This window comes from Rothia nasimurium, from assembly GCF_049068285.1.
Classification (GTDB): domain Bacteria; phylum Actinomycetota; class Actinomycetes; order Actinomycetales; family Micrococcaceae; genus Rothia; species Rothia nasimurium_I.
In genome coordinates, this window is record NZ_JBLKPV010000004.1 from 209,914 (window position 1) to 224,785 (window position 14,872).

The window sequence follows — 14,872 nt, forward strand, 5'->3', positions numbered from 1 at the left end:
GGTGGGTTCTTGGGGAGAACCCTGGGGTGTTGCATGATCCTTGGGGAGGATCTGGTTCCTTGGGGAGGAACCCGGGCTTGGGGAGCCCTTCGTGCTTCGGTAGAAAACTTTACGGACGTTTGGGGGACAAAACAAGTCACTTTGGGGACAAAAGTGATACTTTCATATGAAAGTGTTTTCATTTTTCCTTGTCAGACCCGTCTTGTAGGGTCAAAAAATTTTTTAGATTAATTTTTCCAAGCGCCCTCACGGGCACCCTATTTAGAATTATTATCTAACTATCTCAAATAAGCGAGGGGATTTTGTCCCCCAAAACTCTGAAAAACTGTCCCAACAAGCCAGCATCCACCCCCTTTACCCACAGGTCTGTCCCCTAATTTGTCCCCCATTTGTCCCCAAAAGACTCGGTAGGGGACACAACCCCGCCCACCGCCGCCCCCAGAAACAACCCGCCCATGGTCTAAAAACTTTGCAATAAATTGGCTCTATTGTTAGTCCACCCTTTCGGGGCACCCTAGAAACCATGACTGAAAACAAAACCATTACCGGATCCCCCCTCGTCAAGCGCGGCCTGGCCGACATGCTCAAGGGTGGCGTCATCATGGACGTCGTCACCCCCGAACAGGCAAAAATCGCTGAGGACGCCGGCGCCGTGGCTGTCATGGCCCTCGAACGCGTCCCCGCCGATATTCGCGCCCAGGGCGGCGTGGCCCGCATGAGCGACCCCGACATGATCGAGGGAATCATTGACGCTGTCTCTATTCCCGTTATGGCTAAGGCCCGGATCGGCCACTTCGTTGAGGCCCAGATTCTTGAGCACCTCAAGGTGGACTACATTGATGAGTCCGAGGTGCTTTCCCCTGCTGACTATGTCAATCACATCGACAAACACGCCTTTAAGGTGCCCTTTGTCTGCGGTGCTACCAACCTGGGTGAGGCCCTGCGCCGTATCACCGAGGGTGCGGCTATGATCCGTTCTAAGGGTGAGGCTGGCACCGGTGATGTCTCTGAGGCCACCAAGCATATTCGCACTATTAAGACCCAGATCGCTGAGCTGCAGGCCCTGCACGCCACTGCCCCCGACCTGCTTTACGTCAAGGCCAAGGAGCTTGCTGCCCCTTACGAGCTGGTGCGTGAGGTGGCCGAGACTGGCAAGCTGCCGGTTGTCCTTTTCACTGCCGGTGGTGTGGCGACCCCGGCGGATGCGGCCATGATGATGCAGCTGGGTGCGGACGGGGTTTTCGTTGGCTCTGGCATTTTTAAGTCGGGTAATCCTGAGGCCCGCGCCAAGGCTATTGTGAAGGCTACCGCTTTTTATAATGATCCGGCTGCTGTTGCGGACGCTTCTCGTGGGCTGGGTGAGGCTATGGTGGGTATCAATGTGGCAGACCTACCTGCCCCGCACCGCCTGGCGGAGCGTGGCTGGTAAAAATGATTTTTCGCCCTGTTGTAGGCGTCCTTGCCCTTCAGGGTGGGGTTGCTGAGCACGCGTCCCTGCTGGAGGAGCTGGGGGCGCAGGTGGTTTGGGTCAAGCGTCCGGAGCACTTAGAAAATCTAGATGCTCTGGTGCTTCCCGGTGGGGAGTCTACGACTATTGACCGGCTGACTAGGATTTTTGGCCTGCGTCAACCCTTGGTTGAGGCTATTGCGGGCGGCCTGCCGACCCTGGGAACCTGCGCTGGGCTGATTCTTCTGGCCCGTGAGATTGAGGACCCGGCCGCCGACCAACAGACCCTGGGTCTGCTGGATGTGACCGTGCGCCGTAACGCCTTTGGTTCCCAGGTTGACTCGGCAGAAACCGAGCTGATCTGGGGTGAAGCCGGGGCCAACGGCTCCGGTCAGCTTACCGATGCAGGCGGGCAGGTATCAGTGAAGGCTGCCTTCATCCGTGCCCCTATTGTTACCCGGGTGGGGGCGGACGTCACCGTCCTGGCCCGTCACGCCGGGCAGGTCGTTGGGGTGCAGCAGGGCCACCTGCTGGGTATCTCTTTTCACCCGGAACTCACCGGCGACACCACCGTGCACCGGGCCCTGCTGGACCTAGCCAGCCGGGCAGGAGCGTCCTAACCCAATCTTCACCCCTGCGATAGACGAAAACTTCACCTACAGGTTCACAAAACATGCGGGTGAAGTTTTCGTTGTGTCGAGACGGGGCTGGGGGCTAGAAGCGGCCGCCTCCCCCGCCACCGCTAAAGCCCCCGCCACCGCCGAAGGATGAGCCGCCCGAGAAGCTGGCCCCTGAGGCGTCCGAGCTTTCCGGTACGAAGTTAGTACCCGAGTAGAGGTGGGGCATGGTTGCGTAGAGGGGTAGCCAGGTGTTGAAAGTGGGGGCGTAGCGGGTGTAGGTTTCTTTGGTTTCCGCCTCGTATTCAGCCAGCTCAGCCTCGCGCTGGTCGGGGTCTGCCGGGGCGGTGCGGTTGGCGTAGCGGTATTTGATGTAGTCGCGGCGCATCTCATCGGGAATGCTCAGGCCGGGGTTTTCTTCTTTCGCCCGGCGCATCTCGTCCTCGGCAGCCCGCTTGACCTTGCGATAGTCAAGCCCAATCCACCCGACAATGATGGCAGCAACGGTACCCAGGGTTCCTGCAACACCCCAGATCACAAGGCTGTTGTCGGTGCTTTCGGTTTCTGCTGCCGTGTAGACCTCGTCGATAGTAGCCTCAAGCCCGGCAGCATAGTTGCCCTCGGTCAGGTAGGGGCCCAGGACGTCGTTGGCGATGGTTTCTGCCTCGGAGTCACTGATGTAGTCCCCGGCGCCGTCGGCAACCGCGATGAAGGTTTCGCGGCCCTCCATATCAATGACCAGCACAGCACCGTTATCTTTGCCTTGATCGCCGACGCCCCAGGCGTTGCCCAGGTCGGTGGCGTAAGCGGGTAGGTCAGCGGGGCTTTGGCTGGTGGTGTAGATCGCGAAGCGGGCGCGGTCGGTGCCGCGGTTTTTCTGGTCGATGAGGTCGTTGAGGCTGTCCTCTTGGGCATCGGTGAGCAGGTTGGCGTCGTCCCGAATATTGCCGGAGGCCGGGGCGGCAGGCAGGTCTGCTGCCTGGGCCGGTGCGAAGGCAAGGGGTGCAAAAGTGAGGACGCCCGCCGCCGCTAGCGCGGGCAGGGTAAGGAATCTGCGAAAGAGCCTTCCGGGCTGGGTGCTTCTGACATCGAGCGGGTGGATCACTGCTGCATCCTTCCTTGTGGTGTGTGACAGGCCTCTTTACCCGTCAACACCAGAATACCAAGCCTGCTGTAGGTGTCTCCTTCCGATAGCCCACCCCTGCCGCCAACTGCGGGGTTTCCTTCGAGATGCGGTTCTTCCTTCCGCAGTTCGAAGGAAACCCCGCAACTCGCGTATGTTCGGAGCTATCTCGTAGCTCACGTCCTACAATGAGAACAACATACGCACCACCCAGAGGAACCCCATGCGCACCCACATCCTTCGGGCAACCCTAACCGCACTTACCCTACTGGCCCTCAGCGCCTGTAGCGGCACGTCCAGCACTGCCCCCTCCACTCCCAGCCCCAGCGCGTCCACCAGTGCGAGTGCCAGTTCAAGCGCAAGCACCAGCGGATCCAGCGAGGCAGCTACTTCCGAAGCCGCTGCACCGTCCACCGATGCCAGCACCGACGCTAGCGCCCCAGCAGATACCGCCACCCTCAGCTTCGACGCCATCAGCATTGACATCACCGACGCCCGTCAGGCTGAACTCAGCCAACCCGCTGGCCGCACCCTAGCCGGCACCGCAGGCGTCCAGGTCAACCTTAAAATTGCCAATACCTCCAACCAGGCCATCGACGCCGCTCCCCTCAGCTTCCCCACCCTCAAGCTCGACGACGGCACCGAAGTCACCGGCTTCGCCCTCACCAGCGACGGAGCCGAAACCACCTACGGGATCATCGAACCGGGAAAGAGCCAAGAACTCACCCTCTTCTTCCCCACCGACCAGGCCCCCAGCGTCCTGTCCATCACCCTGCTCAACCCCCTTGAGCCCACCCAAACCCTTACGGTTCAAACAGATTTCTAACCGCACCACACACGCACCCGATGAGAAAGAACACCATGAAACTCACCCAGGGACTTGCCCTCTCACTTACCCTGCTCACAGGGCTCAGCTGGGCGGTCGCACCGGCTACAGCCCAGGAGGCCGCGCCCGCCATCCCGGCGGCGCAGTCCGTCAGCACCAGCACGGCCACCAGCGCCGCGTCCACCCCGGCGTCTGCTCCCGGTGTCGCGTCGAACGCCTCAACCACAGAACAGACAGCTCCCGCAACGTCCGGTGGAGGCAGCACGTCCGCCGCACCTTCACCGACCGACGTCCCCACCCTTGACCCGGTCACAGACTCGGCACCAACCCCCGCCACTGCAGAGCAGGCCAGCGAACAAACTGTCAACCAGGCACCCGCTGCCCCAGCGGCAGCCACCGAAACCCCGATAGCGGCAGCCGCCGCCAACCCCACCTACACTGTGCACTGGCGCGGCGCCATCGGCCAGCGATACCAGGCCGATGGAGGACTCGATAAAGCCCCCTACGGTAAGCCCACCAGCAACGAAACCTGTGGCTTCATCCACAACTCCTGCTACCAGGACTTCGAACGCGGCACCCTCGTCTGGTCGCCGTCCACCGGAACCCGTCTGCTCTACGGCGCCATCCGCAGCACCTGGAAAGCCGCTGGCGGCATGACCTCCGGCTACGGCATCCCCTCCACCGAAGAAATTGCCCGGTCAGGTGGCCAGGCGGTTGAACAGCGCTTCCTCACCCCCGCAGGGCGAGCAGGCGCCATCTACTGGACCAACTGGGGAACCGGAACCCACTACGTCAACCTGGGCGGAGCCATTGGCAACCTCTGGAACCGCATGGGTGCCGCCGGTAGCGCCTACGGCTACCCCACCAGCGATGAACAATGCGGCTTCATCCACAACTCCTGCTACCAGGACTTCCAACACGGCACGGTGGTATGGTCACCGGGCTACGGCACCCACGGCCTCTTCGGCGCAATCCGCAGCACCTGGCTGGCAGCCGGCGGCATGAAATCCAGCTACGGCATTCCCGTCAGCGACGAAATCTCCCACCACAACGGGCAAGCCGCCGAACAGCTTTTCTACAGCCCCACCCGTCAGGACGGCGGCATCTACTGGACCAACTGGGGCACCGGCACCCACTACGTCTACTTCGGCGGTGCTATCGGCAGCTACTGGGCGTCCAACGGGAACTTCCGTGCGGGCGGGGTAGACACCCCTCGCCGCTACGGCTTCCCCACCTCAGCTGAGACCTGCTCCAACGGCCGCTGCTACCAAAAGTACGAGTTCGGCGTCATTACCTGGGACAACTACGGCGGTGGTACCCACGGCCACCAGGCCCAGAAGTGCCACGCCCTCAACAATGGCCGCTCCAAATACTCCGCCCAGGGGGCCCGCCAGGTAGCCCTGGCTCTCGCCCCGCGCTACTCCGCCTACCGTAACGACCCGGTGGGCTCCCACGGCATGTTCTACTCCTGCCAGAACACCCACGGCATGTACACCCTCAAGTGGAGCACCCCCGCCGCCTTTGGTGAGAGCGGGTTCCTGGCCCCCTGGAAGCGGATCCGCGACTACGAGACCGGTGAGCTTCTGCCCGCTGGCGTCACCGGCAACACCGCTGGCGCCTACAGCCCCACCGGCTCCTTCAGCCTCTCCACCCCCTTCGGCGTCGCAAACCCCGGCAGCGGCTTCAGCGACTACAAGACCATCAACCGTAACTCCCGCTGGGGCGGCGACCGCAACACCTGGTACTACAACAGGTACATCGAAAACGGCGCCCTGGGCTATCCCAACGAAAACATGTGGAACTACATGACCCGCGGCGACTACCGCCAGGGCCTCATGATCAACTACAACCGCAACCTGGACGGCTCCGTACCCTCAGGCACCGCAGGTTTTGCCATCATGCTGCACACCATCCCCTACTCCGGGGCCGCCGCGAGTGTGGCTGCCTACCAGTCCTGGGGTTGCATTGCGATCGCCCCTGACCGCATGACCCAGTTCCTGCGCGAAGGACGCGACGCTGACCGCATCATTATGGGCGTTGAGTCCGAAGTGATGAACTGGTAGAAGCGCCCAGCTTCCGTTTTCTTTCCCCAAGGACGGCGCCGCCCTGGCTATTTTTGCCGGGCGGCGCCGTCGTCCGTCCTTCTGCCAACTGCGGGGTTTCCTTCGAAATGCGGTTCTTCCTTCCGCAGTTCGAAGGAAACCCCGCAGTTCGTTTCCACGCCAGCCTACTTGCCAATTTTTCTTACAGATGTAAACTTTACATTTGTAAGAAAAACTATTGGCAGAGGAAAACCCATGACCCCCATCCCGGCACCCGCCGCAGAGGACGCCCGCGCCGCCGACCCGCGTCCGGTCCGCTCCCGCGCAGCCCTCATCGAAGCTGCCACCGAGGCCCTCAGCACCAGCGACCCCGGCAATCTCAGTATCACCGTGCTCGTCAAGGCGGCAGGGGTCAGCCGCCCTACCTTCTACCAGCACTTCACCGACGTGCACGAACTCGTCCACGCCGCGGCCCTCACCAAACTCAGTGCCGCCTTCGACTCCCTACTCCCGGCTGACCCCGGCGCGTCCGTTGCGGTCTTCACCAGCGAGGTCAGCATCAACCTGCTCAAGCAGCTCCAGGCCGACGCCGTCTTCTACCGCAGGGTGCTGGCATTTTCAGGTAACTCCTCCCTGGTCACCGAACTCATCGACTTCCTCAGCCACCGGTTCCTCAGCCGCCCGGCTGTCGCCGAACGCTTCACAGCCAAAACCCCCAGCCTGACCAGCAACTACGCCCAGTTCGTTGCTGCCGGAGTCGCCTGGCTCGCCGTGCACTGGCTAGCCACTGACTTCACCGGCGAGCACACCGCAGAAGCCACCGGCGAGCGCCTGGCCCAGATGATGCAGGCAGCTATCTCCTAGCCCGCCCCTTACTTTTACTGCCCCTACACCCTGAAAGCAGGTGGAATCCCGTGCCGTCGACGCGCGCTAAACGTCCCAAACTCCACGACAGGTTCAGCCCCATGAAGTACCTGGTGCTGCTGGCCGTCATTATTATTCCCTCGATTTACTCAGGCATTTTGACCTGGTCGAACTATGACCCTACGGGCACGATTGATGCCGTTCCGGCGGCGATTGTGAATGAGGACGCCCCAGCCACCACAGCAAGCGGCGACACCCTTAGCCTGGGGCAGCAGCTGACCGATGAACTGCTGAGCAACGACAGCTCGCAGAACTTTGACTGGTCCACCATGGGCGCTGATGAGGCTCAGGCCAAGCTCGAAAAGGGTGAGGTACAGGCGGTGCTGACCATTCCCGCCGACTTCTCTGCCAACGTCGCGTCAGTTTCTGAAAACGAGGCTGAGGCAGCCCAGAGGGCTACGTTGACCATCGCCACCAATGACGGCTCCAATATCATCTCGGGTAATATCGCCAGTTCCCTGGGCACAGCGGTCACCGATACCCTGGCTAGCCAGGTGTCCACCGAGTACCTCAATAACATCTACGCGGGCTTTACCGATATTCACGATTCTCTGGGGCAGGCGGCGGACGGGGCCAGCCAGCTGGCTGAGGGTTCCACCAGTGCCCAGGAAGGCTCCGACCAGTTGGTCGTGGGCCTGACCGATCTCAAGTCAGGTAGTAGCGAGTTGAGCTCGGGGGCGAGCACCCTTGCGGACGGGGCCACCCAGGTCAAGAGCGGTGCAGGTGAGCTGGCAACCGGATCTGCTTCTCTCGCCGACGGGGCTAGCCAGGTGAACGACGGCGCTAGCTCCCTAGCGTCCGGGGCCACCGACCTGAACAGCGGGGCAAGCGCCCTGGCGTCCGGCGCGGACGGCCTGGCCAGCGGCGCCGCCTCCCTCTCGGACGGCTTGAACCAGATTAACTCTGAGGTATCTGCCCTGCCCGAGCAGCTACCCGCCCTGACCGAGGGCACCGGCGCCCTGGCGTCCGGCGCGGACGGCCTGGCCAGCGGAGCCCAGAATCTTGAGGACGCCGCCGGGCAGCTTGCCAGCGGAGCCACCTCCCTCTCTGAGGGGGCGGCCGCCGCCGTCACCGGTGCCCAGACCCTTGCCGATGGGGCCGGTCAGCTCCATACCGCTACAGGCACCCTGGCCGAGGGCACCCAGGAGCTCTCCACCAGTGCCCAGACCCTCATCGATAACTGGGGTAGCCTCACCGATGAGCAGAAACTTGCTGCCCTGCAGCAGCTCAACACGGGAGCGTCCACCCTTGCCGGTGGCGCGAGCGCGGTCGATACAGCCGCCGGGCAGCTTTCAACCGGGGCCGATACCCTGGTGGGCAGCGACTCAAGTGGCCTGACCAAGCTGGCGGCGGGGGCGTCCGCCCTAGACAGCGGGGCCAGCCAGCTAGCTAGCGGGGCCACCTCCCTCTCGGACGGGGCAGATACTCTTAGTGAGGGGGCAGCTACCCTCAACAGCAAGGCGGGCACCCTATCCACTAGCCTGAACTCCCTAGTCACCGCTATTTCTCAAGCCAACGATGGGGCCGCTTCGCTCGCCTCAGGCACCGGTGAACTGGCCAGCGGGGCGAACACCCTGGCTGAAGGCACCGGCACCCTCTCCTCCGGCGCAAGCACCCTGGCTGAGGGCACCAGCTCCTTGGCCAGCGGGTCAGCCACCCTCAAGGACGGCGCCCAGACCCTGGCCGAGGGCACTAGCAGCCTAAGCGACGGGGCAAGCAGCCTAGCTAGCGGGGCTGCCAGCCTCGATGAGGGGGCAGGCTCAGCCGTAGACGGGGCCTCTTCCCTGGCCAGCGGCCTGAACGAGCTAGAGGACGGCAACACCCAGCTGGCAACCTCCCTGGGGGAGGCCGTAGGGCAGGTTCCCAGCTACACCACTGACCAGGCCAGTGAACTGAGTGCAGTGACTAGCGACCCCGTCACCATTGAAAAGACCCGCCTGAACGAGGTATCCACCTACGGTCACGGTCTGGCCCCCTACTTCATGACCCTGGGCCTGTGGGTTGGCGCGATTGCCTACTTCATGATGTACCCGGCTATCTCCCGCAAGTTCGCCCGCGGCGGTCACTCCGGCCTGCGGACCCTGCGCGGGGCCCTGGTGCCGGTGCTCCTCATGGGTATTGTTCAGGGCACGGTGATGTCTACCGTTATCCACTACTGGGTGGGCATTGAAGAGAGGAACTTCTGGGGCCTGACCGGCTTTGCCGTCCTGACCTCCATCACCTTCCTGGCCATCAACCAGGCTCTGATTGCCCTGCTGGATGCCCCCGGCCGTTTCATCGCCCTGATTCTGACCGTGGTGCAGATCGGTGCGGCGGGCGGTACCTACCCGATTGAGACTGCCCCAGCCTTCCTGCAGGCTATCCACCCCTGGCTGCCGCTGACCCATGCCCTAGAAGCCTTCCGATCCCTGATCGCTGGCGGTTCTATCGGCCTGACGTCAGGTATCGCCTGGCTGCTGGGCTGGATTGCCTTGGCTGTTGCGGGCACCGCCCTGAGCATCTGGATCCGCCACCGCCGCGAGGATAAGACTGAGGCAGAACGCCAGGCCCGCCGCAACGCCCTGGCGAGCGCCTAGCCCCGCCCGGCGTCCGTCCTTCTGCCAACTGCGGGGTTTCCTTCGAGATGCGGTTCTTCCTTCCGCATCTCGAAGGAAACCCCGCAGTTCGTTTCTGTCCCCGGTGTATCGTCCCGGAGGTAGGAGCGAAGGGGCGTAGAGGATTAAAGGCTCTGCCTATATGCGGTGATGATGGCAATGAGATTAGGAATTTCCTCGGTAACAGTTACCTGAACCATGGCACTATCGATCAGGGCATAACCGTGAGCGATTCTATTTCTCATGCCATACATAAGTGGCCAGGTTGCCCCGAATAAATCATCCTTAATAGCTCCTGGCAACCGGTTGAGCACATCAATGGCCGCAGAGAGCCTCAGGGCAATAGCATCGAGCACAAGAGAGTCATCTAAGTCTCGTTCAGCATATCTTTGCACGTAGTCAAGATGCAGTAGGGATTCATCGAGTATCTCTTGAACTGTTCTGCTCATAAGAGCACCGCTTCATTCACAATTCGGTCACGCACATCAGGGCGAATCGCGTGGTCAAAAACAATATCAACGGGGGCGCCCAGAATCTGTGTAGCTTCAGCCTGCAAACGGCTCTGTGCGAGTAAGCCGAGCGGCTTGTGCGCTGTGACAAGCAGGTCGATATCTGATGTGGGTTTATCTTGGCCAGTTGCTACAGACCCAAAGACCCTTACGTTATCTACCCCGTGTTCTTCGAAATAGTCTATGAGCTCTGCCCGGCGCTCTCTGAGAACGCGGCCGTGAGGTGAGGTTCCGTGAAAATGAATGATACGGGAGACCTCTGGTTGACTTCGTCCAACAACCTGAGCGATAGCCCGCTGTGACATGCCCGCCCGATAAGCCGAACGTACAGCGTTCACAAGCTGCTGGCGTCCTTCTTCTATCTTTTGCTGGGCGGTGTGAGCCTCCCGGGCTAACTGCACGGTATCCATAGTTTTAAGATAGCAAATGCTATCAGCAATCTGTAGGGCGGTCTCGACAGATCTCAGCGTCCACATCCGTCCTCCACCCCAACCCCACCTTTGCCTGAACCTATAGGATAGAGAAGTCCCTGCCGTTACCTTCCACCGTCGAAAGAGGAAACATGGGCTACTTTGATACCGTGCAGCCCCTGGCTACTGCCCCTGCCCCGCTGACGGACGACCGCGTCCTTGAAGCCCTCAACCGCCTAGAGCTCAACCCTGAAATCGACGAGGCAGGCACTGCCGTCGTGCACTTTGCGCAAGGCTACCTCTACTACACCCTCACGGAGCTTCCCACCGGGTGCCTTTTTAGTGTCCGGGGCAGTTACCGGGGCACCTTCCCCCTGGATATGGCGGGGCCGCTGGCTGAGTTCACCAACTACTGGAACCAGCAGAATCTCTTCCCCAAGGTCCTTGTTCATGCGGTGCGGGAGGGGGAGCAGGGTGGGTTCCTGGTGCTCCCCACCGAGCTGTCGATGGTTTATGCGGGCGGGGTGACGACCCAACAGCTTGAAGAGCACCTGAAAGCGGCCGTGCAGACTTCCTTGGAATACTTCGACGCGGTAGCCTCAACCTTCGACACCGAGGGGGACTAAGCGCATGTCAGAGCGGTTTAAGGTTGATTTAGGTGGCCTGGTTGAGCTGCTGTCGAAGAACCTGTATTCAGGCCCCCAGGTCTACCTGCGCGAGGCCATTCAAAACGGGGTGGACGCTATCACCGCCCGCCGGGAGCTTGACCCCCAAGCCCCGGGGCGCGTCGTCCTTGACCCCTGGGAGGACGGCACCGGCGTCACCATTACCGACACCGGGGTAGGTTTGACAGCCGAGCAGGCTGAAGAGTTCCTGGCCACGATTGGCCGCACCTCCAAGCGGGATGAGGTGCTCAACGAGGGCCGGGCCGAGTACCTGGGCCAGTTCGGCATTGGCCTGCTGGCCTGCTTCCTTATTGCCGACCAGATTGAGGTGACCTCCCTGAGCGCCCGGCCCGGCTCCTCCCCGGTACAGTGGGTCGGCCACGCTGACGGCACCTTTGAGGTGAAAGAGCTGGCCCCCCAGCAGGACGGCACCGGCCCCGGCACCGAGGTTGGCACCACTATCCGCCTCAAGGCCCGCCGCGACGCTGAGCACTGGGTGGCTGAAGAAACCATCCTAACCCTGGCTAGGGACTACGCTGATATGTTGCCGGTAGAGGTGTCGGTCATGGTCACGGCAGGCAGCCGCCGCGTGCCCCGCCGGATCTCCCACCACACCCTGCCCTGGGCGGCGTCCGGCACCGAACCCGGCCAGCCCAACCAGCACGAACGCGCCCTGGCCCTGGCAACCTACGCCGACAAAACCCTGGGGCTCAACCCCCTGGCCACCATTGACCTGGACGTACCGGCTACCGGCACCAGCGGGGTTGCCTACGTCCTACCCCAGGCGGTGTCCCCCGGCTCTGGCCGCCACCGCGTCTACGTCAAGAACATGCTGGTCAGCACCCGTGAAGACACCCTCCTACCCGACTGGGCCTTCTTCGTGCGGGCCGTCGTCAACTCCGAGGCCCTGACCCCCACGGCTTCCCGCGAGCAGCTGCGGGAGGACGAAATCCTCCTGCTCACCCGCGAAGCTATCGGCGAGCAGCTCAAAGCCTGGATTACCGCCACCCTGGCCGAACCCAGCCCCGAAAGCCTGCGCTTTATCGAGACCCACTCCCTGGCCCTACGCGCCGTGGCCCTCGCCAGCGATGACATGCTCGACGTCGTAGCCCGCGCCCTGCCCTTTGAAACCACCGGCGGGCCAGCGACCCTCGCTGACGTGGCCGAACAGGCCGGTCGTATCCTCTACACCCCCACCACCGAGGCCTACCGGCGGATTGCCCCGGTTGCCCGCGCCCAGGGGCTCTGGGTCGTCAATGGCGGCTACGTCTACGACGCTGACCTCCTCGCTAAGCTGGCTACCCGCCCGTCCTGGGAGGTCGCTGAGCTCACCAGCTCTGACGTCTCCCAGACCCTCACCCCGGTCGATATGGCCCGCGAATTTGAGGTGTTGGCCGGGCTGGATCGGGCCCGCGCCGTCCTGGCTGAGCACGACTGCGGCGTCCTCTTGCGGGCCTTTGACCCGGCCGACGTACCTGCCGTCCTCCTCCGCGACGCCGAGGCGGAACGGGCCCGCGATCTGGCCACCGAAGCTGAAGCTGCCGACGACGTCTTTAGCGGCCTGCTCGGGGCCTTCACCGAGGAGCGGGCAGAGCCGACCCGCACCCTGGTGCTCAACGACACCAACGATAACGTTCGCCGCCTGCTCCACCAGCCCCACAACCCTGCCTTCGAACCGGGGCTCACCACCCTCTACCTCTCGGCCCTCATGCTGGCCGGGGAGGGCCTGCACGGGGCTGAAACCCGCCTCCTCAGCGATAGCCTCGCTACCCTACTCGACAGCGCCCTCCGCGCAGAATCCTAGAACTACAAGGGAGAACACTGTGTGGTCCATTGACGAAGCCCACCGTAAAATCGACAGTGTCCGGGGGATGCCCCTGGGTACCGCCCGTACCGCCGCTGCCGAACACATCGTCCGCACCCTCGAAAAGGAAGGCCCGGCCCCGGCCCTCCCCGCCGCCTACCTGGCCCTAATCGAGGCCTATGTCTTTGGGCAGCCCAGTCCGGCCTCCTTTGCCGTCTTCTCCAAGCTCCTGCGCCTGTGGGATGCCCACCCTGAATACTTTGATGCCGAAACCACCAACGTGCTCTTCTGGCAGTTCAAGTGGATCGCCGGTGACATCACCGCCTGGCCCCAGATTTCTCAGGCCCAGGCCAGGGGCCTCCTTGATGAAATGCGGAAACGCTACCGACTGGCCGGGCTAGGCGATACCGCCCCTGACAGGGCCGAATACATGTGGGCTGCCCACATTGGCCGGGATGAAGAGGCAGAAGAATGGCGGGCCCGCTGGCTCTCCCACGGTGAGGACGAGATGGACTGCGGCTCCTGCAAACACGGCGGGATTCTGCGCGATTATGTGGTCGACGGTGACTTTGAGCGGGCCGTTGAGATGGGCCCGCCCACCGAAGATTTTTGCAACCGTGAGCCCTCCTCGTCCCACCGGCAGCTGGCGGTCGCCTACCTGCACCTGGGCCGGGGGGAGGACGCTGGGCGGCACCTACTGAGGGCCCAAGCGACCCGCGACCAGTATGACCCGGACGACCTGGGGGTTGAGTTTGAAGTGCTAGCCCGGGGCGGCCTCCTTGAGAGAGCCTTCAAGCTCCTGGCTGATCACGGCAAACGGTCTTTGGCCCTGGCCGGGGATCCGGGGGATAACCGGAACTTTTTGCGCTACATCGTTGCAGGTTTAGCCTGGGCCTTAGAGGAGCACGGGGATATGCCCACCGGCCTGTCACCCTACCGTGCCAAGGGGGCTGGCCCGGGTGGAGGACAGAAAAACAACCCGAAAACCGATGTTTCACGTGAAACCCTCCGGGAGCTCTACGACTGGGCCCTGGCCGAAGCCCGCCCCCTCGCGGCGGCCTTCGACCGCCGGGCAGGCAACACCCGCTTCACCGAAAACCTCGAAGACGCCACGAAGGCCCCGGCCCTGGCACCCCTGGTCCTTCCCAGCGGGGCAGGTGACCCTGGCACTAGTGCCGCCCCCGCGCCATCCTCCCCCCAGCCCCTCACCGGGGGCGCGGCCGTCCTTTCAGAACCCGCCGACCCTGTGCTCGCCGAGGCCGAAGACCTACTGGGGATCGGGGATTTTGCCGGGGCTTTCGCCCTGCTGGCAGGGCAGGACGCTGACCCGGCCTACCTGGTAGAGACAGTGCGACTCTGGTGCCTGGCCGCCGAAAAAACCGGGCAACTCGATGAGGTAGTAGACGCCGCTTCCCTGGCCCTGGAACGGGCCGAGCAGGCCCTTACTGTTACTGATTCTGGCCCGCACAACCAGGCAAGCCTGCTTCTCTTCTTGGCGGCCCAGGAGCTCACCGGCCGCCTGATTGCAGCCGGGGGCCCGGCCGAAGAATCCGCCGAGGCCCTGCTGGGGGAGCTTGCCACCACCTACCTGGAACTGGGCTACCCGCGCCAGGCTGCCAACCTGCGCGTCCTCATGGGCGAGGTGGAGCATGAGCGGGGTAATTTTGAGGCCGCAATCCAGGCTTTTCTGACCGCCCGGGACATCTTCAAGGACGCCCACCTGCCCACTTCAGCGGCCGCCGCCCTGGATTCTGCCCTGGACACCCTGCGGGAAACCGGCCAGGAGCACCGCATCGAAGCCCTGCTGGCTGAGCTCATGGAGCCCTAACACTGATCTACCACCGACATAACCTGACTGAAGAACTACTAGCAGGGTTCTACCATATCTCTCAACCATCAGGTTATTTGCAC

At 62.8% G+C, this 14,872-nt stretch carries 12 protein-coding genes; 9 read left to right on the forward strand and 3 right to left on the reverse strand.

The window, feature by feature from the left end:
- Positions 1-523: 523 nt before the first annotated feature.
- Complete coding sequence (pdxS, locus tag ACMXX3_RS05565; protein ID WP_237201160.1) at positions 524-1,429, forward strand: pyridoxal 5'-phosphate synthase lyase subunit PdxS; 906 nt, start codon at positions 524-526, stop codon at positions 1,427-1,429.
- 2 nt (positions 1,430-1,431) lie between these two features.
- On the forward strand, positions 1,432-2,067 hold the full coding sequence (pdxT, locus tag ACMXX3_RS05570; RefSeq protein ID WP_421083753.1) for a pyridoxal 5'-phosphate synthase glutaminase subunit PdxT: 636 nt from the start codon (positions 1,432-1,434) through the stop codon (positions 2,065-2,067).
- Positions 2,068-2,161: 94 nt separating this feature from the next.
- On the opposite strand, the gene ACMXX3_RS05575 is transcribed toward pdxT, so the two are convergent.
- Positions 2,162-3,169, reverse strand: coding sequence for a TPM domain-containing protein (locus ACMXX3_RS05575; protein ID WP_421083754.1), 1,008 nt, complete (start codon positions 3,167-3,169; stop codon positions 2,162-2,164).
- Positions 3,170-3,410: 241 nt separating this feature from the next.
- Between ACMXX3_RS05575 and ACMXX3_RS05580 the strand changes: the two genes are divergently transcribed.
- The 4 genes from ACMXX3_RS05580 to ACMXX3_RS05595 all read left to right on the forward strand — a co-directional run bounded on the left by ACMXX3_RS05580 (position 3,411) and on the right by ACMXX3_RS05595 (position 9,555).
- Positions 3,411-4,013 (forward strand): hypothetical protein, encoded by a 603-nt coding sequence (locus ACMXX3_RS05580; protein ID WP_421083755.1) that lies wholly within the window; start codon positions 3,411-3,413, stop codon positions 4,011-4,013.
- A 35-nt stretch (positions 4,014-4,048) separates the two neighbouring features.
- A complete protein-coding gene (locus ACMXX3_RS05585) occupies positions 4,049-6,076 on the forward strand; it encodes a hypothetical protein (protein WP_421083756.1) in 2,028 nt (675 codons plus the stop codon).
- 234 nt (positions 6,077-6,310) lie between these two features.
- Complete coding sequence (locus ACMXX3_RS05590; RefSeq protein ID WP_421083757.1) at positions 6,311-6,919, forward strand: TetR/AcrR family transcriptional regulator; 609 nt, start codon at positions 6,311-6,313, stop codon at positions 6,917-6,919.
- Positions 6,920-6,969: 50 nt separating this feature from the next.
- Entirely contained in the window at positions 6,970-9,555 is a 2,586-nt protein-coding gene (locus tag ACMXX3_RS05595; protein WP_421083758.1) for a YhgE/Pip family protein, read from the forward strand.
- A 143-nt stretch (positions 9,556-9,698) separates the two neighbouring features.
- On the opposite strand, the gene ACMXX3_RS05600 is transcribed toward ACMXX3_RS05595, so the two are convergent.
- A complete protein-coding gene (locus ACMXX3_RS05600) occupies positions 9,699-10,022 on the reverse strand; it encodes a DUF86 domain-containing protein (protein WP_421083759.1) in 324 nt (107 codons plus the stop codon).
- Entirely contained in the window at positions 10,019-10,492 is a 474-nt protein-coding gene (locus ACMXX3_RS05605; RefSeq protein WP_421083760.1) for a nucleotidyltransferase family protein, read from the reverse strand. Before ACMXX3_RS05605 ends, ACMXX3_RS05600 begins: the two co-directional genes overlap by 4 nt.
- 152 nt (positions 10,493-10,644) lie before the next feature.
- Between ACMXX3_RS05605 and ACMXX3_RS05610 the strand changes: the two genes are divergently transcribed.
- Genes ACMXX3_RS05610 through ACMXX3_RS05620 form a run of 3 tightly spaced genes read left to right on the forward strand, consistent with a single transcriptional unit; the run spans position 10,645 to position 14,789 of the window.
- Complete coding sequence (locus ACMXX3_RS05610) at positions 10,645-11,118, forward strand: YbjN domain-containing protein (protein WP_421083761.1); 474 nt, start codon at positions 10,645-10,647, stop codon at positions 11,116-11,118.
- Between the two features lie 4 nt (positions 11,119-11,122).
- On the forward strand, positions 11,123-12,961 hold the full coding sequence (locus ACMXX3_RS05615; protein ID WP_421083762.1) for an HSP90 family protein: 1,839 nt from the start codon (positions 11,123-11,125) through the stop codon (positions 12,959-12,961).
- Between the two features lie 19 nt (positions 12,962-12,980).
- Positions 12,981-14,789, forward strand: coding sequence for a hypothetical protein (locus ACMXX3_RS05620; protein ID WP_421083763.1), 1,809 nt, complete (start codon positions 12,981-12,983; stop codon positions 14,787-14,789).
- The last annotated feature ends 83 nt before the right edge of the window (positions 14,790-14,872 follow it).

Bases quoted from the DNA above. Each gene is read 5' to 3' on its own strand.
- pdxS (WP_237201160.1), top strand. From the start codon at position 524: ATGACTGAAAACAAAACCATTACCGGATCCCCCCTCGTCAAGCGCGGC.
- pdxT (WP_421083753.1), top strand. From the start codon at position 1,432: ATGATTTTTCGCCCTGTTGTAGGCGTCCTTGCCCTTCAGGGTGGGGTT.
- ACMXX3_RS05580 (WP_421083755.1), top strand. From the start codon at position 3,411: ATGCGCACCCACATCCTTCGGGCAACCCTAACCGCACTTACCCTACTG.
- ACMXX3_RS05585 (WP_421083756.1), top strand. From the start codon at position 4,049: ATGAAACTCACCCAGGGACTTGCCCTCTCACTTACCCTGCTCACAGGG.
- ACMXX3_RS05590 (WP_421083757.1), top strand. From the start codon at position 6,311: ATGACCCCCATCCCGGCACCCGCCGCAGAGGACGCCCGCGCCGCCGAC.
- ACMXX3_RS05600 (WP_421083759.1), bottom strand. From the start codon at position 10,022: ATGAGCAGAACAGTTCAAGAGATACTCGATGAATCCCTACTGCATCTT.
- ACMXX3_RS05605 (WP_421083760.1), bottom strand. From the start codon at position 10,492: ATGGATACCGTGCAGTTAGCCCGGGAGGCTCACACCGCCCAGCAAAAG.
- ACMXX3_RS05610 (WP_421083761.1), top strand. From the start codon at position 10,645: ATGGGCTACTTTGATACCGTGCAGCCCCTGGCTACTGCCCCTGCCCCG.
- ACMXX3_RS05615 (WP_421083762.1), top strand. From the start codon at position 11,123: ATGTCAGAGCGGTTTAAGGTTGATTTAGGTGGCCTGGTTGAGCTGCTG.